The sequence below is a fragment of the Glycomyces mayteni genome, assembly GCF_042428885.1.
Taxonomy (GTDB): Bacteria; Actinomycetota; Actinomycetes; order Mycobacteriales; family Micromonosporaceae; genus Glycomyces; species Glycomyces mayteni.
Genome location: NZ_JBHMBP010000001.1, coordinates 688,326 through 707,730, shown reverse-complemented (window position 1 = coordinate 707,730; position 19,405 = coordinate 688,326). Strand labels below are relative to the sequence as shown.

Annotated in this window: 19 protein-coding genes and 2 tRNA genes; 7 read left to right on the top strand and 14 right to left on the bottom strand. The window is 69.6% G+C overall.

The annotated features are described in order from the left end of the window. On the bottom strand, positions 1-417 hold the full coding sequence (locus ACFFXY_RS03350; RefSeq protein WP_382345838.1) for an arsenate reductase ArsC: 417 nt from the start codon (positions 415-417) through the stop codon (positions 1-3). A gap of 65 nt (positions 418-482) precedes the next feature. Then, a complete protein-coding gene (locus ACFFXY_RS03345) occupies positions 483-1,937 on the bottom strand; it encodes an FAD-dependent oxidoreductase (RefSeq protein WP_382345836.1) in 1,455 nt (484 codons plus the stop codon). Between the two features lie 108 nt (positions 1,938-2,045). On the opposite strand from ACFFXY_RS03345, the gene ACFFXY_RS03340 reads away from it, so the two are divergent. After that, complete coding sequence (locus ACFFXY_RS03340; RefSeq protein WP_382345834.1) at positions 2,046-2,408, top strand: ArsR/SmtB family transcription factor; 363 nt, start codon at positions 2,046-2,048, stop codon at positions 2,406-2,408. A gap of 49 nt (positions 2,409-2,457) precedes the next feature. Here the strand turns inward: ACFFXY_RS03340 and ACFFXY_RS03335 are convergent. From ACFFXY_RS03335 to dnaA, 12 genes are all read right to left on the bottom strand, one after another. Beyond that, positions 2,458-2,530: transfer RNA gene (locus ACFFXY_RS03335), tRNA-Ala, on the bottom strand. Positions 2,531-2,630: 100 nt separating this feature from the next. After that, positions 2,631-2,762 (bottom strand): DLW-39 family protein, encoded by a 132-nt coding sequence (locus ACFFXY_RS03330; RefSeq protein WP_218125197.1) that lies wholly within the window; start codon positions 2,760-2,762, stop codon positions 2,631-2,633. Positions 2,763-2,881: 119 nt separating this feature from the next. After that, positions 2,882-3,469 carry a flavodoxin family protein gene (locus ACFFXY_RS03325; RefSeq protein ID WP_382345831.1) on the bottom strand — a complete coding sequence of 196 codons (588 nt, stop codon included), beginning with the start codon at positions 3,467-3,469 and terminating at the stop codon, positions 2,882-2,884. A gap of 103 nt (positions 3,470-3,572) precedes the next feature. Next, a tRNA-Ile gene (locus ACFFXY_RS03320) sits at positions 3,573-3,649 on the bottom strand. Positions 3,650-3,806: 157 nt separating this feature from the next. After that, positions 3,807-4,514: a DUF3566 domain-containing protein gene (locus ACFFXY_RS03315; protein WP_382345829.1), complete on the bottom strand. Its 708-nt coding sequence runs from the start codon at positions 4,512-4,514 to the stop codon at positions 3,807-3,809. After that, a complete protein-coding gene (gene gyrA / locus ACFFXY_RS03310; RefSeq protein ID WP_382347355.1) occupies positions 4,515-6,941 on the bottom strand; it encodes a DNA gyrase subunit A in 2,427 nt (808 codons plus the stop codon). 123 nt (positions 6,942-7,064) lie between these two features. After that, positions 7,065-9,029, bottom strand: coding sequence for a DNA topoisomerase (ATP-hydrolyzing) subunit B (gyrB, locus tag ACFFXY_RS03305; RefSeq protein ID WP_382345827.1), 1,965 nt, complete (start codon positions 9,027-9,029; stop codon positions 7,065-7,067). A gap of 305 nt (positions 9,030-9,334) precedes the next feature. Beyond that, positions 9,335-9,787, bottom strand: a complete 453-nt coding sequence (locus ACFFXY_RS03300) for a DciA family protein (protein ID WP_382345825.1) — start codon at positions 9,785-9,787, stop codon at positions 9,335-9,337. Next, positions 9,777-10,913, bottom strand: coding sequence for a DNA replication/repair protein RecF (gene recF, locus ACFFXY_RS03295; RefSeq protein WP_382345823.1), 1,137 nt, complete (start codon positions 10,911-10,913; stop codon positions 9,777-9,779). Before recF ends, ACFFXY_RS03300 begins: the two co-directional genes overlap by 11 nt. 21 nt (positions 10,914-10,934) lie before the next feature. After that, on the bottom strand, positions 10,935-11,831 hold the full coding sequence (gene gnd, locus ACFFXY_RS03290; protein ID WP_382345821.1) for a phosphogluconate dehydrogenase (NAD(+)-dependent, decarboxylating): 897 nt from the start codon (positions 11,829-11,831) through the stop codon (positions 10,935-10,937). A 49-nt stretch (positions 11,832-11,880) separates the two neighbouring features. Further along, on the bottom strand, positions 11,881-13,029 hold the full coding sequence (gene dnaN, locus ACFFXY_RS03285; protein ID WP_382345819.1) for a DNA polymerase III subunit beta: 1,149 nt from the start codon (positions 13,027-13,029) through the stop codon (positions 11,881-11,883). Positions 13,030-13,420: 391 nt separating this feature from the next. Continuing rightward, positions 13,421-15,250, bottom strand: a complete 1,830-nt coding sequence (gene dnaA, locus ACFFXY_RS03280; protein ID WP_382345817.1) for a chromosomal replication initiator protein DnaA — start codon at positions 15,248-15,250, stop codon at positions 13,421-13,423. A gap of 648 nt (positions 15,251-15,898) precedes the next feature. On the opposite strand from dnaA, the gene rpmH reads away from it, so the two are divergent. The 6 genes from rpmH (at position 15,899) to rsmG (ending at position 19,285) form a co-directional block, all read left to right on the top strand. Continuing rightward, positions 15,899-16,036 (top strand): 50S ribosomal protein L34, encoded by a 138-nt coding sequence (rpmH, locus tag ACFFXY_RS03275; RefSeq protein ID WP_091053947.1) that lies wholly within the window; start codon positions 15,899-15,901, stop codon positions 16,034-16,036. Positions 16,037-16,107: 71 nt separating this feature from the next. Next, entirely contained in the window at positions 16,108-16,515 is a 408-nt protein-coding gene (rnpA, locus tag ACFFXY_RS03270) for a ribonuclease P protein component (protein ID WP_382347352.1), read from the top strand. A gap of 80 nt (positions 16,516-16,595) precedes the next feature. Continuing rightward, positions 16,596-16,808, top strand: a complete 213-nt coding sequence (gene yidD, locus ACFFXY_RS03265) for a membrane protein insertion efficiency factor YidD (protein WP_342761196.1) — start codon at positions 16,596-16,598, stop codon at positions 16,806-16,808. Between the two features lie 42 nt (positions 16,809-16,850). After that, positions 16,851-17,972: a membrane protein insertase YidC gene (gene yidC / locus ACFFXY_RS03260; protein ID WP_382347349.1), complete on the top strand. Its 1,122-nt coding sequence runs from the start codon at positions 16,851-16,853 to the stop codon at positions 17,970-17,972. Between the two features lie 89 nt (positions 17,973-18,061). Next, on the top strand, positions 18,062-18,562 hold the full coding sequence (locus tag ACFFXY_RS03255; RefSeq protein ID WP_359946641.1) for a Jag family protein: 501 nt from the start codon (positions 18,062-18,064) through the stop codon (positions 18,560-18,562). 39 nt (positions 18,563-18,601) lie between these two features. Then, on the top strand, positions 18,602-19,285 hold the full coding sequence (gene rsmG, locus ACFFXY_RS03250; RefSeq protein ID WP_382345814.1) for a 16S rRNA (guanine(527)-N(7))-methyltransferase RsmG: 684 nt from the start codon (positions 18,602-18,604) through the stop codon (positions 19,283-19,285). Positions 19,286-19,405: the final 120 nt, after the last annotated feature.

The window sequence follows — 19,405 nt, the reverse complement described above, 5'->3', positions numbered from 1 at the left end:
CTACGGATGCCCTTCCGCGGGAAGGAGTTCGGCGATCAAGGCCTCGACCCGGGCCTTGATCTCGTCGCGGATCGGACGGACGGCCTCGACGCCCTGGCCGGCGGGGTCGTCGAGGTTCCAGTCCAGGTACCGCTTCCCGGGGAAGACCGGGCAGGCGTCGCCGCAGCCCATGGTGATGCACACGTCCGACGCCTCGACGGCGTCGACGGTGAGGATCTTCGGCGCCTCGGCTGAGATGTCGATGCCGACCTCCCTCATCGCTTCGACCGCGGCCGGGTTCACCTCATCGGCCGGCGCGGACCCCGCAGACCGCACCTCGATCCGATCCCCGGCAAGGTGGGTGAGCCACCCGGCGGCCATCTGGGAGCGCCCGGCGTTGTGGACGCAGACGAAGAGCACGGACGGCTTCGATGTCATGGCAGTGTTCCTTCGCTGTGCAGGACTTGCATGTGCAATGGTGATGGCGAGCATCGCGGCGCCCGTCAGCCGCAGCAGCCGCCGGTCTCCTTGAGCTGCGGGAGTTCGCGGCGCTCGCCGGAGTGCCCGTGCAGGACCCCGGTGGCGAGGCCGCGTGAGCTGATCGCCACCAGCTCCGGCTCGACCTTCGCGGCCGTGCCGCAGCAGCCCCCGGCCTCGCCCGCCTCGGCGATGCTCGTCGCGTCAAGCGAGCGCGAGGAGGAGCAGACGCCGGTCTCCGGCAGCTCCAGCTCGACCTTGTCAGCGGCCTCCCTGTCGCCCGCGAGGGCGGCGGCGATGGAGCGGACCTGCTCGTACCCGGTGGCGAGGAGGAACGTCGGGGCGCGGCCGTAGGACTTCATGCCGACCAGGTAGAAGCCCTCGTCGGGCTGGGCGAGGTCGGCTTCGCCGTGCGGGGGCACGGTGCCGCAGGAGTGGAAGTTCGGGTCGATGAGCGGCGCGAGCTTCGCGGGGGCCTCCACGATCGCGTCCAGCTCCAGGCGGATCTCCCGCAGCATCTCCAGGTCGGGACGGAATCCGGTCGCGGCGGCCACCTGGTCGGCCGCGATGGTGCGCTCGACACCGCCGACGTTCCCGGCCACCACGACCGAGCCGTCGGCCTGCGGCTCGAACCGGTCGATCGTGAAGCCCGTGACCAGCTCGATCGCACCGGCTTCGACCAGTCCGCGCAGGCGGGTGCCGATGGTGCCGCGCGCCGGGAGCGCGTCGGCCGAGCCGCCGCCGTACAGGCGCGTCGGCGAGTCGCCGCGGATCGCCCACGTGACCGCGGTGCCCGGCTCCTGCTCGGCGAGGGCGGCGAGGTTGAGGAGCGTGTTCGCGGCGGAGTGGCCCATGCCGACCACGAGGACCCGCTTGCCCGCGAACCGGTCGCGTTCGGCGCCGAGAACGTCCGGGAGGGGCCCGGCCGCCCAGGCGGCCGCGTCATCCTCACCGGGGGCGGCGAGGCCGTGGGCGCCCAGGGGGTTGCGCCGCCCCCAGGTCCCCGAGGCGTCGATGACCGCGTCGACCACGAGGTCGTCCCATTCCCCCGCTGCGGACCGGGTGCGGACGAGGTAGGGGCGGCCCTCGCGGCCGATGGTGCAGGTCTTGTCGACGCCGAGCCGCGAGACCGCGACGACGCGGGTGCCGTAGCGCAGGTGCGGGGCGATCTCGGGGGCCTTCGCCAGGGGCGCGAGGTAGGCGTCGATGAGCTCGTGCCCCGTGGGCAGGCCGTCGGGGTCGGGCCCGGTCCACCCCTGTGCTTCGAGCAGTCGCTTTGCGGCGCTATCGATGTCGAAGCGCCACGGGGAGAACAGGCGCACGTGCCCCCACTGGCGGATCGCGTCGGCCGGGCCCTCGCCCGCTTCGAGGACGATCGGGGTCAGGCCGCGTTCGACCAGATGCGCGGCGGCGGCGAGGCCGACCGGGCCGGCGCCGATCACGGCGACCGTGGCGACCGGGCGAGCGGTGGGGTTCGACATGGCGGACTCCTGGAATCTCGGGTGACCGCGGGGCTCGCGGTCGCATCAACCCACCTAACTAATATCAGCAATTACTGTTGATAGCAAGTTCTGTGGTTTACTGGACGCATGAGCCGCACGATCGAACTCACCCTGACCGACGTCAGCGCCGAGGAGCACTCGGACGCGTCGGTGATCGAGCACGCCAAGGGCCTCGCCCCCCAGTTCAAAGCCCTCGCCGACGAGAACCGCCTCGCGCTCGTCCTGCTCCTGTCCGAGCGCCCCCGCACCGTCCGCGAGCTGACCGACGCCACCGGCCTCGCCCAGACCCTCGTCTCCCACCACCTCGCGCCCCTGCGCGACCTCGGCCTCGTCTCGGTCACCCCCAAGGGCCGCAGCAACGTCTACTCCCTCTGCTGCGACGCCTTCGCCGCCCCCATGAGAGCCCTCGCCGGCCTCTCCAACCCCGCCGAGCACAACGGCTGCTGCTGACCACAGGGGAGCGGACACGAAAAAAGCCCTGTCGCCAGGGCTTTCACAGTGGAGTCTAGGGGAATCGAACCCCTAACCCCCGCCTTGCAAAGGCGGTGCTCTGCCAATTGAGCTAAGACCCCTCGCGGGCCGGCGGTGAGGCCGGTCCGTTCGAGTATCCCCGCCGCGCACGCGGCAACAGCGAGGATACCCGCAGCGCAGTGAGTTGGCTAACGCGATTCGCTAGCGCACGTCCTCCGCGGAGGTGGTGGCCTCGTGCCACAGGGTGCGGTCGTCGTTGATCGACTTGACCTTCTTGGCGACCACGAACGCGACCGTCGCCACACCGGCGACGATCAAGATCTTCTTCCACATGGACCCAGGCCCCCATATCAGAGATTGCCGCGTACAGCAATGCCGCGGTCGGCATCGCGCGATGCGCCTCAGCATAGCGAACTGCGACGCGCCGGACCGCCGGGCCGTGGCCCGCAGGCTCAATACCTGATGCCGGGCGTGTCGCCGGAGGGGTCGAAGAAGGTCTTCGCAGCGGCGAGCGCGGACGCGTCGCGCAGGACCTGGCCGGGCCGCGAGCCGTACCCGAGGAGCACGCCCTTCCACTCCATGCGGAGGTACTCCGCCGACAGGCGCAGGGTCCCGGCGAGCGGCGCCGAGACGTCGGGCTCCTCGTCGCCCTGGACGGTGACGCCCCACAGCCGCCGCCCGCCCATGCGGGCCTTGAAGTCGAGGCCGGGGACGCGGAGCCAGCCCGACCAGTAGTCCAGGTAGTTCTTGACCGAGCCGCTCACGGAGTACCAGTAGAGCGGGGACGCGATGACGATGTCGGTGGCGGCCAGCGTCGCGTCCTGGAGGACCCGCTCGGGCCCTTCGGCGAACGGGGTGCTGCCGTCCCCGGTGTGGCGGCGGTCCACGAACGGCGGCAGTCCCAGTTCGGAGAGGCGCAGCCACTCCTGCGCCTCCTCCGGTTCGAGGTGCTCGGCGGCGGCGCGGACGAGGGTCTCGGTGTTGCCGCCCGTGCGGGCGCTGCCGAGGACGAACAGGAACGAGCGGGGCGAGGCGGCCATGGCGGAGTCCTTCGAGCCGGGGAGGCGGGGTCCCCAGGTTCAAGGCCGCGGGCGGCCCGGGCTATTCCGGGCAAGAAAAAACCCGCCGGTGACCGGCGGGTGTTGGTGGGCGTACCAAGACTCGAACTTGGGACCTTCGAGTTATCAGCTCGACGCTCTAACCACCTGAGCTATACGCCCTTGCATCGGCCGCTCAACGGCGGCGCTGAGAAAGATTACCTCACCGTCGAGCCGTCGACGCCGCAGGGCCCCGCCTGGGAGGGACGGGCATCACTCGGGCGGAACGGCGGAGCGCCCGCGGCCGTTCCCAGCCGCGGGCGCTCCGTCTCAAGCCTCGCTAGTCGCGCTCGGCGAGCGTCACCTCGACGCCGCCGACCAGGTCGGCGCACACGTTGTAGATGAACGACCCGAGGGTCGCCAGGGCCGTGAAGAGGACCATGTTCACCACGCCGAGCAGGGCCGCGGCCCCGATGACGCCCTTCGCGGTGATCCTGAAGTCCTCGGCCGCCGCGGCCGTGTCGCCGCTGCCGCCCATGAGCATCTGGAGCATGTCGTTGACGGTGTCGAACACGCCCATCGCGTCGAGCGCGATGTACAGGACCGTCGTCGCCACGACCATGACGATGAACAGCACGATCGACACCGCGAACGCGAACTTCATCACCGACCACGGGTCGATCCGCTTGAGCCGCAGGCGGGCCCGGCGCGGGCCCCGGGCCGCGGCCTGGCTGACCGCCGCGCGGGCGGCGCGGACGGCGTCCGCGACGCGGGCCGACGAGGCGACCCCCGCGGCCTGCTGGGCCGCCGTGTTGCCGGTCGGCCCCGTCGACTGCGGGATCGGGACCGCCTCCGGCGTCACCGGCGGCGGCGTCATCCCCGGAGGGCGACGCAGCGTCAGCGTCTGGTCCTGCGCCGGCGCGGGGGCCGGGTCAGGCGACGGCTTGTCCTCGGCCTTCGGCTCGGCGTCGGTCGGCGACTCGGAGGGCAGCTCCGGCACGTCGTCCTCGCGCTCGGTCTCCGCTGCGGTGGCCTTCGCGTCGGTCATCTACTCGTCCTGCCCCTCATCGGGTTCCGGTTCCTCGGCGCTCCTGGTGATGGCGAGCAGCGACACTTCCTCGGGCAGGTCGATCAGCTTGACGCCCTGGGTGTTGCGGTCCGACGTCTGCCGGACCGGCTTCACAGGAGTCCTGATGACCCCTCCCTCCGAGGTGATCGCGAACAGCTCGTCGTCGGGCGTCACCGACAGCGCCCCAACCAGGTCGCCGCGCCGTTCCGTGATCTTAGCCGTCAGGACGCCCTTGCCGCCGCGGCCCTGCTGCGGATACGCGTCGACCGGAGTCCGCTTCGCGTAGCCGCGGCTGGTGGCCACGAGGATGTCCATATTATCGCGGAGCACGATCATCGTGAGCAATTCGTCGTCCCCGACGAACCGCATCCCGATCACGCCGCTCGTCGCCCGGCCCATCGGCCGCAGCGCCTCGTCGGTCGCCTGGAAGCGGATCGACTGCGCCTTGCGCGAGACCAGCAGCAGGTCGTCCTCCTGCTGGATGAGGGCCGCGCCCACGAGCTCGTCGCCGTCGCGCAGGTTGATGCCGATGAGGCCGCCCGTGCGCGGGGAGTCGAAGTCGGTGAGCTTCGACTTCTTGACCAGGCCGTTGCGGGTCGCCAGCACCAGGTACGGCGTCACCTCGTAGTTCGCCATCTGGATGACCTGGGCGATCGTCTCATCGGGACCGAACGCCAGGATGTTCGCCACATGCTGGCCGCGGGCCGTGCGCGAGGCCTCCGGCAGCTCGTACGCCTTCGCGCGGTACACGCGGCCCTTGTTCGTGAAGAACAGGATCCAGTCGTGCGTGGTGCACACGAAGAAGTGGCTGACGATGTCGTCCTGCTTGAGCTGCGCGCCCTGGACGCCCTTGCCGCCGCGCTTCTGCGAGCGGAACGAGTCCGTGGTGGTGCGCTTGACGTAGCCGCCGCGGGTGATCGTCACGACGATGTCCTCGCGCGCGATCAGGTCCTCCATGGACACCTCGCCGGCGTCCGGGAGGATCTGGGTCCGGCGCTCGTCGCCCCAGCGGGCCACGACCGCGCCCAGCTCCTCGCGGATGATCTGGCGCACCCGCTCGGGCTTGGCGAGGATGTCGGCCAGGTCGGCGATCTTCGCCTCGATCTCGGCGAGCTCGTCGATGATCCGCTGCCGCTCCAGGGCCGCGAGGCGGCGCAGCTGCATGTCGAGGATCGCCACGGCCTGGACCTCGTCGACGTCGAGCAGGCCCATGAGGCCCTGCTTCGACTCCTCCGCGGAGGGCGAGCGGCGGATGAGCGCGATCGTCTCGTCGAGCAGGTCGAGGGCCTTCGCGAGGCCGCGCAGGATGTGGGCGCGCTCCTCGGCCTTGCGCATCCGGTACTGGGTGCGGCGGACGATCACGTCGATCTGGTGCGCCACGTAGTAGCGGACCATCTGCGCGATGTTGAGCGTCCTCGGGACCCCGTCGACCAGCGCGAGCATGTTCGCGCCGAACGTGTCCTGGAGCTGCGTGTGCTTGTACAGGTTGTTGAGCACGACCTTCGGGACCGCGTCGCGCTTGAGCACGACCACGATCCGCATGCCGGTGCGGCCCGAGGACTCGTCGCGGATGTCCGCGATGCCGCCGAGCTTGCCCTCCTTGACGAGGTCGGCGATGCGCTCGGCCAGGTTGTCGGGGTTCACCTGGTACGGCAGCTCGGTGACGACCAGGCACGGGCGGCCCTTGGTGTCCTCCTCGACCTCGATGACCGCGCGCATCTTGATCGAGCCGCGGCCCGTGCGGTACGCGTCCTCGATCGCGGCGCGGCCGAGGATGGTCGCGCCGGTCGGGAAGTCGGGGCCGGTGATGATCCGCAGGACGGCCTCAAGGGCCTCCTCCTCGGTCGCCTCCGGGTGCTCCAGGCACCAGTCGACGGCCTTGGCGACCTCGCGGAGGTTGTGCGGCGGGATCTTCGTGGCCATGCCGACCGCGATGCCCTCGGAGCCGTTCACCAGGAGGTTCGGGATGCGGCTGGGGAGGATCGTCGGCTCGGTGGTCTTGCCGTCGTAGTTCGGCTCGAAGTCCACCGACTCCTCGTCGATGTCCCGCAGCATCTCCATGGCGAGCGGTTCGAGGCGCGACTCGGTGTACCGGTGCGCGGCCGCCGGGTCGTTGCCGGGGGACCCGAAGTTGCCCTGGCCGTCGATGAGCGGATAGCGCAGGGACCACGGCTGGGCCATGCGCACGAGCGAGTCGTAGATCGCGCCGTCGCCGTGCGGGTGGAACTGCCCCATGACGTCGCCGATGACGCGCGAGCACTTGACGTACCCGCGGTCGGGGCGGTAGCCGCCGTCGTACATCGCGTAGAGGATCTTGCGGTGGACCGGCTTGAGGCCGTCCCGCACGTCGGGCAGCGCGCGCCCGACGATGACGCTCATCGCGTAGTCGAGGTACGACCGCGACATCTCCACTTCGATGCCGACCGGGTCGATGCGGCCGTGGCCTTCGGGGATCTCCAGCTGGTCTTGGTTGTTCTCAGGCACCAGTGCTTCCTTGCTGTGTCAGACGAAGTCGTGTCGGGCCGTTGCCTAGATGTCCAAGAATCGGACGTCTTTGGCGTTCTCCTGGATGAAGCGGCGGCGGCTCTCCACGTCCTCACCCATCAGGACGCTGAAGAGCTCGTCCGCGGTTGCCGCGTCGTCGAGCTGAACCTGGAGCAGGTTGCGCTGCGAGGGGTCCATGGTCGTCTCCCACAGCTCGGTGTAGTTCATCTCACCGAGGCCCTTGTAGCGCTGGACGCCGTCCGAGCGGCGCGGATCGGCCTTGCCGGAGGCGACGCCAGCCTCGATCACCCGGTCGCGCTCGGCGTCCGAGTAGGCGTAGTCGACCAGGTCGCCCTTCTTGTTCCACTTGATCTTGTACAGCGGCGGCTGGCTCATGTACACGTGGCCCAACTCGATGAGCGGGCGCATGAAGCGGAACAGGAGCGTCAGCAGCAGGGTGTTGATGTGGTGGCCGTCGACGTCGGCGTCCGACATCAGGATGACCTTGTGGTAGCGGAGCTTCTCGGCGTCGAACTCCTCGTGGATGCCGGTGCCCAGGGCGGTGATCATGCCCTGGACCTCGTTGTTCTTGAGGATCTTGTCGAGGCGGGCCTTCTCCACGTTGAGGATCTTGCCGCGGATCGGCATGATCGCCTGCGTCCGCGGGTTGCGGCCCTGCTTCGCGGAGCCGCCGGCCGAGTCGCCCTCGACCACGAAGATCTCGCACTCCTCGGGGTTCGTCGACTGGCAGTCGGCGAGCTTGCCGGGCATCGAGGAGGTCTCCAGGAGGCTCTTGCGGCGGGCCAGCTTGCGGGCCTGCTGCGCGGCCTTGCGGGCGTTCGCCGCGCTGGAGGCCTTCTGGACGATGATCCGCGCTTCCTTCGGGTGGCGGTCGAGCCAGTCGGGCAGCCACTCGTTGCAGACGCGCTGCACGAAGCCCTTGATCTCGGTGTTCCCGAGCTTGGTCTTGGTCTGGCCCTCGAACTGCGGCTCGCGCAGCTTCACGGAGATGATCGCGGCCAGGCCCTCGCGGATGTCCTCGCCGGAGAGGCGGTCCTTCTCGGACTTGATGATCTTCTTGTCGAGGCCGTACTTGTTCACCGCGTTGGTGAGCGCCGAGCGGAAGCCCTCCTCGTGGGTGCCGCCCTCGTGCGTGTTGATCGTGTTCGCGAAGGTGTACACCGACTCGCCGTACGACTCGTTCCACTGCATCGCGATCTCGACGGTGTGGAACTCCTTCTCGTCCTCGGCCGTGAACTGGACCACCGTGGGGTGGACGGCGTTCTTCGAGGCGTTCAGGTGGCGCACGAAGTCGGCGATGCCCTCTTCGTACTGGAACCGGACCTCGCGGACGTTGCCCTCGTCGTCGAGGTGCTCGGGGCGCTCGTCGCGGAGGGTGATGGCCAGGCCCTTGTTCAGGAAGGCCATCTCCTGGATGCGGCGGTAGATCGTCTTGTAGTCGAATTCGAGGGTCTCGAAGATGTCGCCGTCGGGCCAGAAGCTGACCACGGTGCCCGTCTCGTCGGTGGGCTCGCCCTTCTCAAGGGGGCCGGGCTGGGCGTGCTTGTAGTCCTGGCGCCAGTTGAAGCCGTCGCGCTTGATCTCGACGGTCACGCGGGTGGAGAGCGCGTTCACGACCGAGACGCCGACGCCGTGCAGACCGCCGGAGACGGCGTACGTCTGGGAGTCGAACTTGCCGCCCGCGTGGAGGACGGTGAGGGCCACCTCGACACCCGGCTTCTTCAGCTTCGGGTGGAGGTCCACGGGGAAGCCGCGGCCGTCGTCGCGGACGCTCACGCCGCCGTCGTCGGTGAGCGTCACGAGGATGTCGGTGGCGTAGCCCGCCATGGCCTCGTCGACCGCGTTGTCGACGACTTCCTGGATGAGGTGGTGCAGGCCGCGCTCGCCGGTCGAGCCGATGTACATGCCCGGACGCTTCCGGACGGCCTCAAGGCCTTCGAGCACCTGAAGCGAACTGGCGCTGTACTCGTCCTGCTGCTTCGCCGCCACCGGCAACTCCTTCTGTCGTCGAATCGTCGTTCACGGTCGGTAAAGAAAAGCTAATCCATGGCTGTGACACTTGCAGCCGTCTGGCCGCGGAAGCACCCGATGTCCGAAGTCCGGGCCCGCGCGATGGGGGCCGCCCGGGACGGACCGGAGCGGCGGCCGGACGCTGGAGAGCGCCGGCCGCGACCGCATCCGTCAATCTTACTTCGTCCGGGCTCGGGATCGGGCCTCCGCGGGCCTCGCTGTCGCCATAGTCGCACTGGGAGGCGCGGACATGAACCCCCCTACGGACCTAGGGGTGTCCGGCTTCAGAACGTGTCACGAGAGCCATTAAACCGCACTCGCCTCGGACCGTACGAACGTGTCGGTTGCCTCGGGCCGACGATCTTCAGCCGCTTGACCACGCTCGGGCCCAGGGCCGCGGCGATCTTCGCGTGGATCTGGCGCGAGAACAGGCGCAGCTGCGTGGCCCACGCGGTGGACTCGGCGACCACGAGGAGCTCGCCGTTCTCCAGCTGCTCGGGGCGGCAGTGGCCCGCGATGTCGGGGCCGACGATGGCCTCCCAGCGGCCGAACACCGAGGCGTCGGCGACCTTGCGCGTCCAGCCGTTCTTGCGCACGATCTGGGGGAGGAGGTTCCCGAGCAGCTCGGGGTCGCGCTTGTCGGGCCCGGGGCCGGACCACTCCTTGCGGAAGCGCGGGTCGTCGGACTTGCCGCGCCGCCGCGGGCGCGGACGGTAGTCGAATCCGTTAGAGGACACGTTTGACCTCGCCTTCCCACACGTCGTAGCGGGCGCCGGTGAGCCGGTCGGGCACATCCCCGGCGACCGCGCAGGTGATGAGCGTCTGCGGGGCGGCCTCGGCGTACTCGGCGAGCCGCTCGCGCCTGGTGGCGTCGAGCTCGGCGAACACGTCGTCGAGGATGAGGATCGGGGCGGTGCCGTCGGACCGCAGCAGCTCGAACGCGCCCAGGCGCAGCGAGAGCGCGACCGACCAGGTCTCACCGTGGGAGGCGTAGCCCTTGACGGGGAGGCTCCCCAGGACCAGGTCGAGGTCGTCGCGGTGGGGGCCGACGAGGGTCGAGCCGCGCTCGACCTCCTTGGCGCGCACGCCCGCGAGCGCGGCCGCGAGGCGGGCTTCGAGGACGTCCTGCTCGGCGGTGAGGCCGTCGCCGAGCTCGGACTCGTACGTGAGCGTCACCTCGGCGCGGCCGTCGGCGATGCGCGAGTGGGCCTTGGCGACGGGCTCGGCGAGGTCGTCGAGGAGCGCGAGGCGCCCGGCCATGAGCTCGGCGCCGTGGGCGGCGAGGTGCGCGTCCCACGCGTCGAGGGTCGCCATCTCGGCGCCGCCGGGGCCGCGGCCGCCGGTCTTCTTCGCGAGGTACGCGGTGCGCAGAAGGGTGTTGCGCTGCTTGAGGACCCGCTCGTAGTCGGCGCGCACGCCCGCGAAGCGCGGGTAGCGGGCGCACAGGAGCTCGTCGAGGTAGCGGCGGCGGGCCGAAGGCTCGCCGCGGACCAGCGCGAGGTCCTCGGGGGCGAACGCGATGGCCTTGAGGGCGCCGATGATCTCGCGGGGGCGCTTGAGGTCGGTCCGGTTGAGGCGGGCCTTGTTCGACTTGCCGGGGACGATCGCCAGCTCGGCGAGGAGGCGCCGGGAGTCGTGGAGGATCTCGGCCCTGACCACGGCCTGCTCGCAGCCCTGGCGGACCAGGGGGGCGTCGGAGGAGACGCGATGGGAGCGGAGGTTCGCCAGGTAGACGAGGGACTCGACCAGGTTGGTCTTGCCGTGTCCGTTGGGGCCCACCAGGATCGAGGGCCCCTCGTCGAACAGGACTTGGGCGTGCGCGTAGGACCTGAAGTCCGTCAATTGCAGCTGTCGTACACGCACGCCTCTATCTTGCCGCTTCGCTTATTCGGACTTCACGGCGTGTCCGCCAAATTGGTTCCTCAGCGCCGCGACGGCCTTCATCGCCGGGGAGTCCTCCTGGCGCGAGGTGAAGCGGGCGAACAGCGACTCGGTGATGGCCGGGAGCGGGACGCGCAGGCGGATGCCCTCGTCCACGGTCCAGCGTCCCTCGCCGGAGTCCTCGACGTAGCCCTTGACGTGGTCGAGCTTCGGGTCCGCCTCCAGCGCCCGGTCCATGAGGTCGAGCAGCCACGAGCGGATGACGGTGCCCTCGCGCCACGACTTGAAGACCTCGGGCACGTTGTCGACGTACTCGCTGGCCTCCAGGAGCTCGTAGCCCTCGGCGTACGCCTGCATCATGGCGTACTCGATGCCGTTGTGCACCATCTTGGCGTAGTGCCCGGCGCCGACGCCGCCCGCGTGGACGAAGCCGTGCTCGCCCTCGGGCTTGAGCGCGTCGAACACCGGCTGGAGCCGCGCCACGTCGGCCTCGGCGCCGCCGACCATGAGCGCGTAGCCCTCGGTCAGGCCCCACACGCCGCCGGAGACGCCCGCGTCGACGTACCCGATGCCGCCCGCGGCGAGGGTCTTCGCGTTGACCGCGTCGTCGGTGAAGCGGGAGTTGCCGCCGTCGACGACGATGTCGCCCTCGGACAGCAGCCCGGCCAGCTCCTCCACGGTGGACCGGGTGGCCTCGCCGGCGGGGACCATGACCCACACGGCGCGCGGGGCGTCGAGCGCCGCCACGAGTCCGGCGAGCGAGTCCACGTCGGCGACGTCCGGGTTGCGGTCGTAGCCGACGACCCGGTGTCCAGCCTTTTCGAGCCGCAACTTCATGTTGCCGCCCATCTTGCCGAGCCCGATCATGCCGAGTTGCATGTCGCGCCCCCTTTCAAACACGAAAGCGTTCCGCGGTGTTCGCGCCAGGGTCGTTCACGTCGTTGTGCGGTCAGGCGTCCCAACGCAATGGTTGCAGCATGTACAGGTACACGTCGTGGTTTGTGTCGGAATCCTCATCTTCGGGCGCGGGCTGCCCGGTCATCACGACCGGCTTCCCGAGCTCGTTCATCTTGAACGCCGTGTAGGGGGCGTCCATGGCGGCGAGGCCGTCGAGGAGGTACGTCGGGTTGAACGCGATCTTGCCCGGCTCGCCGTCGAGCGAGCAGTCCATGGCCTCCGACGCCTTCGCGTCCTCGGCGCCCCCGGCCTCGACCACGAGCCCGTCCTCGTCGAACGAGAGGCGGATCGGCGAGTTGCGGTCGCCGACGAGCGCGACGCGGCGGGCGACCTCGATCAGCTCGGAGGTCTTGACCTTGAGCGTGGTCGCGTACGTGGTCGCCAGGAGGCTCCGCAGCGGCGGCAGCTGGCCGTCGAGGACGCGGGAGGTCGTCTGGCGCCCGCCCGCGGTGAAGCCGATCATGCCCGGGGCGCCCTCGGCGCCCGTGGGGACCGCGATGGTCACCGGGCCCGACAGCGAGCCGAACGTGCGGGCCGTGTCGGCGAGGGCCTTGGCGGGCACCAGCACGGTCACCGAGACGCTGGAGTCGCCCGGCTCCCACGACGAGTCGCGGATGGCCATGCGGTAGCGGTCGGTGGCGAGCATCCCGATGCCGCCGCCGGTCATCTCCACCTGGACGCCGGTCATCGTCGGCAGGGTCTCGTCCTTGCCCGCGGCGACCGCGGTCTGGGCGACGGCCTTCGCGAACTCCTCGGCGTCGATGGTCCCGATCGCCTCGGGCATCTGCGGCAGCGAGGGGTAGTCCTCCAGGGGCATGGTCGGGAGGGTGAACCGGGCCGACCCGCAGGTGAGCTCGGCGTGGGGGCCGTCGACGACAAAGTCGACGGGCTTGTTGGGGAGGGCCTTGACGATCTCGGCGAGGAGCTTGCCGGAGACCAGCGCGGTCCCCGCGCTCTCACCGGTGACCTCGACGGTGACCCGGGTGGAGATCTCGTAGTCGAAACCGGAGATCGTCAGGGTGCCCTCGTCGACCGACAGGCGGGCGCCCGCGAGGACGGGCACCGACGGGCGGGCCGGGAGGCTCTTCGCGGTCCAGGAGACCGCGTCCGCGAAGGTGTCGCGTTCGACTTGGAACTTCATGGGTCGCTCCTTCTCGATGAAGCTCGGTTGTTCACAGCGCTATTACTAATGGTTTCTCTATAGATATAACTGTCGTCGTAGTCGTCGGTGCTGTGGAAACTGTGGAAAACCCGCCTTTCCGCAGCTCGTCCCGGCTACGGGCCTGTGGACGGCCTGTGGAGAACCTGTGGATGAATCAGGAGCTTATCCACAGCCTCCGACACCCGCCGAGTTTTCCACATTCCATCCACAGGGTTGTCCACAGCTTTTCCACAGGTTATGCACAGGGTTCTCCACAGCCTCAAAGCGAATCAGAATCGCACTCCCGCCTGTTATCCACACTCTGTCCACAGGCTTTCCACAGATTTCGGCGCTTATCCACAGCTTTTCCACAGACTTGTCCACAGGCCGCTCATTCGTCGGTGTGTTTCAAACGGTTCGTCAATTCCGCGATCTGGTTGTAGAGGGCCCGGCGCTCCGCCATCTGCTTCCGGATCTTCTTGTTCGCGTGCATCACCGTCGTGTGGTCGCGGCCGCCGAACGCCTGCCCGATCCGCGGCAGCGACATGTCCGTCAGCTCCCGGCACAGGTACATGGCGACCTGGCGGGCGTTCACGAGGATGCGCGAGCGCGAGTTGCCCTTGAGGTCGGCCGAGGCCACCCCGAAGTAGTCGGCGGTCGCCTGCATGATCTGGTCCACCGTCACCTCGGCGGTGGCGCCGCCCTCGGGGATGAAGTCGTGCAGCACCTCCTCGGCCAGGCCCAGGTCCACGGGCTTCTTGTTCAGGCTGGCGTACGCCGTCACCCGGATGAGCGCGCCTTCGAGCTCGCGGATCGAGTGGTGGATCTGCGTCGCGATGAACTCGACGGCGTCGGTGGGGACGTTCAGCTCGTCCTGCACGGCCTTCTTGCGCAGGATCGCGATGCGCGTCTCCAGGTCCGGCGGCTGGATGTCCGCGAGCAGGCCCCACTCGAAGCGGGTCCGCAGGCGGTCCTCCAGGGTCTGGAGCTGCTTCGGCGAGCGGTCGGAGGAGATCACCAGCTGCTTGTTGGCGTTGTGGAGCGCGTTGAAGGTGTGGAAGAACTCCTCCTGCGTGCGCTCGCGGTCCATGAGGAACTGGATGTCGTCGATGAGGAGGATGTCCACGTCCCGGTAGCGGCGCTGGAACGCCTGCTGGCGCCGGTCCGACAGCGAGTTGATGAAGTCGTTCGTGAACTCCTCGGTGGTCACGTACCGCACGGACTGGGCGGTGCCCAGGTCGTGGGCGTAGTGGCCGACGGCGTGGAGCAGGTGCGTCTTGCCGAGCCCGGAGCCGCCGTAGAGGAACAGCGGGTTGTACGCCTTCGCCGGGGCCTCGGCGACGGCGAACGCGGCCGCGTGCGCGAACCGGTTCGAGGAGCCGATGACGAACGTGTCGAAGTTGTAGCGCGGGTTCAGCCGGCCGACGCCGTCGACGGCCTTCGCGGGCGCTGCGGTGTGGGCCTTGGTGATCCCGCCGCGGCGCTCGGGGTCGGGGTCGTCGGAGGGCGGCGGCGCGACCGGCGGCGCGGCCTGGTCCTTGTGCCCGTCGGCGCGGCGGGCCGCGGTCTCGGACAGGACCCGCTCCAGCTCCTCGCCGGGCGGCTCGGGGGTGCGCTCCTCCCAGCGGGGCCCCTCGGCCTCGGCCTGGCGGGCGGGCTGGTGCGGGATCGGCGCGGGGCGCTCGGGCTCCGGTTCGGGCGCGCGCTCGACCGGCGACGCGGGACGCTCGGGTGCGGGGCGCTCGGGCGCGGGGGCCGCCTCGCCGGGGCGGAAGGAGGCGGTGTCGAACAGGCTCGGCGGGTTCTGCGCCGGGACGGGGCCGCGCGGCGCGGGCGGGGGCTCCTCGAACTTCGGGCGCTCGAACACGATCGTCGCGTCGGCGGCCTCCGGGGCGGGCGTCCCGTTCGCGGGCGGCTGCTCCGGGGCCGCGGGCTCCGGTGCGGCCTCGACCTGCTTCTCCTGCAAGGTGACCGCGATCTGCGTCGGCTGGCCCAGGTGCCGGGAGAGGGCCTCGCTGATGGGGACGCGGAGCTTCGACTCGAACGCCGATCGGGCGAACTTGTCGGGGGCGGCGACGATGAACGTGCCGGGCATCGACAGCACCGGCTGCGACAGCCGCATCCACGCCGCCTGCTGGCGGGTGAGCGACGACGCCTCGGCCAGCTCGGCGGACACCGCCGACCAGACTGCCGACAGATCCTGGTCGGTCACGTTCGCCATCCCTCTGTGTTCATGAAGCTCGTCGCTGTGTGTGCGTGGTGCTCGTCGTCCCGTGCCCCGGCGCTCGCCGTCTGTCCCCGAACGGCCGGTTTCGCGAAGTTCGGAGGCCGCAGCCGGTAGGCTCCGATGCAGGCGATCCGCACCGCCCGGGCCGGTCCTCCCGGCGCATCCGGCGACGCGTCCCAGCAAGTTTTCCACAGGTTATCCACAGGCCTTCAGGTGCCCTGTGCACATGCGCCGCTTGTGACAATGTTTCCTGAATCACGGTCATGACCTGGTATTTCTCGCAACACCCCTGACGATGCCGTTCCGGCGCCGCAGAACTCGCCCACAGTCGGCGCGAAGTTATCCACAGGCTGCTCGCGGCGGTCGCGGGACCTCGCCGGACGCGTCCCGGCGGCTCCGCCGAGGACGCCCGCCGGGCCCGGTTTCGGGCCGCACCCGGGTTGGCGACCGCGCCGGTGCGACGAGTAACATGAGCGAGTTGCCCGTCGAACCAGAGGGGCATGCCACACCAGCCGTCAGCGGCTGGGGACCCCGGTGAAAGCCCTGCTAGGCTGTTCTCCGCGTCCCCGTAGCCCCGATCCGGGGCTGGGCCCCGAGGGCCCGGCGCAGTGGCAATTTGATTCGTAATGGGAGACATCCGTCGTGAGCAAGCGCACCTACCAGCCGAACAACCGCCGTCGCAAGCGCACCCACGGCTTCCGGCTGCGCATGCGCACCCGTGCGGGCCGCGCCATCGTCAACGCGCGCCGCAACAAGGGTCGCAAGCAGCTGACCGTCTGAGCGCTTGCCTCAGGTCCCCTGCGCGAGGCGGGCGAGTACGCCCGCCCGCGGGGGATGAGGACGTGATCCAGGTGCTACCAGCCGACGCGCGCATCCGCAGCAGCCGGGACTTCGGTGCCGTGCTCAAGCGCGGGCGCCGGGCCGCCCGCGGCGGCGTCGTCGTGCACTGGGCACCAGCGCTCCAACCGGCCGCCGAGCCGGCGACACCGTCCGAAGCCGATGCGAACCGCACGGCGCGGGCGGGTTTCGTCGTCTCCAAGGCCGTCGGCAACGCCGTGGTGCGCAACAAGGTCAAGCGCCGCCTGCGGCACGCCGCCGCCGAGGCGCTCCCCCACTGGCCCGCCGGGACCGACGTCGTCGTCCGGGCCACCCCCAAAGCCGCCGAGCGGGACTTCGCAGCACTGCGCCGCGACCTCGCCGAGGCCGTCCAGGCGGCCCGCACCGGAAAGAGCGGCCGCCAGCACCGGAGCCGGTCGTGACCGCCGCCGCGTCACCCCACGACGGCTGTTCGCCCAAAGCGAAAGCCTTTGCGCACAAGCCGGAATCACGCCTGGTCCGAGTGGTGGCCGCCCCCGTGATCGCGTACCGTCGGTGGATAAGCCCGGCGCTTCCGGCACGCTGCCGCTTCTACCCCAGTTGCAGCGCATATACCCTTGAGGCGCTGTCCCGGCACGGTGCAGCCCGTGGCATATGGTTGAGCCTGCGACGGCTGGGACGGTGCCACCCCTTTCATCCGGGGGGTTTCGACCCCGTGCCCCCTCGGCATGAGTGAGCACGTGATGAATTCGAGCGAGATGACTGGAGTCCGCAAGTGATGGAGTGGGCCTACAACGGCGTGTCGTGGGTGCTGCTGCGGTGGCACGACCTCTGGTCGAACGTCTTCGGCGGCGACGACAACGGATTCCTGCAGAGCGACTGGGCCTGGGTCCTCGCCATCGTGGGCGTCGTCATCACACTCCGCGTCATCCTCTTCCCGCTCTTCGTCAAGCAGATCCAGTCCCAGCGGGCGATGCAGAAGCTCGCCCCTGAGATCAAGGCGCTCCAGGAGCGCTACAAGGGCGACCGCGAGACGCTCCAGAAAGAGATGATGGAGCTGTATCGGAAGGAGAAGGCCAACCCGCTCATGGGCTGCCTTCCCATCCTGATCCAGATGCCGGTCTTCCTGGCGCTCTTCCACATCCTGCGCCGCCCCGACCCCGAGCAGACCCTGAACACCGACCTGTACGGGTGGACCGGCCTCGCCGGCGGCCCGGCGTCGGACTGGAACACGTACGTCCACGCGAAGCTCTTCGGCGCCCCGTTCTGGAGCACCTTCCTGACGCCCGCCTCGCAGCTCGACGCCGTGGACTCCTCCTCCGTCAACGTCAAGCTCGTCGCGGGCATCCTCGGCGCGCTGATGATCCTCACGACGTTCCTCACCACCCGCCAGATGATCCTCAAGACCGGCTGGAACGAGGACCCGAACCAGCGCATGATCCAGAAGGTGATGCTCTACGGCATCCCGGTGATCATGATCTTCTCCGCGGGCGCGTTCCCGATCGGCGTGGTCATCTACTGGACCATCAACAACCTGTTCTCGCTGGCGCAGCAGCAGTACGTGCTCCGCAAGTACCCGCCGCCCGCGCAGAACAACGCGAACGCGAAGCCGCCGAAGCCCGGCTCGAAGGCCCACGAGAAGATGCTCGAAGAGCAGCGCGAGGCCGAGCAGCGCCGCAAGGACCTGGCCCCCAAGCCCGGCAAGCGGCCGAAGCAGACCGGCGCCGCCCCCGCCAAGCCGACCGGATCGGACCAGGGCGTGAACGGATCGAGCGTCAACGGCTCCGGGACCGCCAAGAGCGGGCCGGGCGCGGGCAAGAACCTCTCGCGGGCGGAGCGGATCGCCCGGGCCAAGAAGGTCAGCGGCGCGCAGCAGGCCTCCAAGAAGAAAAAAGGCTAGGGGGACGGTCCGCGGCGGCGCAGGCGCCGCGGATCAGCCACAATGGTGCAAACTAGGCTTATAACGAGCGATAGGACGAGTTGGCAATTATGGGAGCAACTGAGGTGCGGGAGGACGAGGTGGCCTCCGAAGACGACCTCTTCGAGCAGAGCGAAGTGGCGGCCGACTACATGGAAGGCCTGCTGGACATCCTCGACCTCGACGGGGACATCGACGAACTCGTCGTCGGCGACCGCCCCCAGGTCGAGATCGTCGGTGAGGACCTCGGCGGGCTCGTCGGCCCCAAGGGCCAGACCCTCGAAGCCCTCCAGGAGCTGTGCCGACTCGCGGTGTACCGCAAGACCGGGGACCACTCGCGCCTGATGCTCGACATCGGGGGCTACCGCGCCGGGCGCCGCAAGAAGCTCGCCGAGCTGGCCGAGAAGACCGCCAAGCGGGTCATCGAGACCGCCAGCGTGGTCAAGCTCGACCCGATGAGCGCCTTCGAGCGCAAGTGCGTCCACGACGTCATCAACGCCACCGACGGCGTGCAGAGCGAGTCCGAGGGCGCCGAGCCGCGCCGCCGGGTCGTCGTGAAGCCCGCCGAGTAGCAGTGCCGGCGAACCGAGTAGTGCGGAGCGACTGAACGAATGAACGACGAGCCGGAAGGCTCTGAACCCGCCGAGGCCAATGTTTCACGTGAAACATTGGCCTCTGTGTTCGGAGCGGACGACGACCGGATCGCCCTGGCGGAAGGCTATGTCGGCCTCCTGTCGACCATCGGGATCGAGCGCGGCCTCATCGGGCCGCGCGAGGTGCCGCGGCTGTGGGGGCGGCACGTGCTCGGCAGCGCCGTGGTGGAGGAGCTGATCCCGCAGGAGTCCGACGTGATCGACGTCGGGTCCGGCGGCGGGCTCCCGGGCATCCCGCTCGCCATCGCAAGGCCGGACATCTGGGTGACCCTCGTGGAGCCCATGCAGCGCCGCGTCACGTTCCTGGAGGAGGTCGTCGCGACGCTCGGCCTCCACAACATTGAGGTGGTGCGGGCGCGCGCCGACGAGGTCGCCCCGCGGGGCAAGGCCGACATCGTGGTCTCCCGGGCCGTCGCGCCCCTGGGGAAGCTCGCGGGCTGGTGCCTGCCGCTGGCCCGCCTCGGCGGCCTGATGCTGGCGATCAAGGGGCAGAGCGCGGAAGAGGAGATCAAGCGCGACGCGAACGCGATCCGCGCGCTCGGGGGTGCGAAGGCGTCGATCCTCCAGTGCGGTGAGTACAAGCTGAGCGAGCCCGTGTTCACCGTCCCGGTAACGGTTGTGGAGATCGAGCGGGTGCACTAGCCAACCGGGGCAACCCGACCGGAAAATTCATACAGCGAAAGCCCTAGGGCTGCAACGAGTGCCGCGATGAGACCGTCATCGCGGCACTGCGTATTCGGCGATGCGCGTCCGGTTCGGATA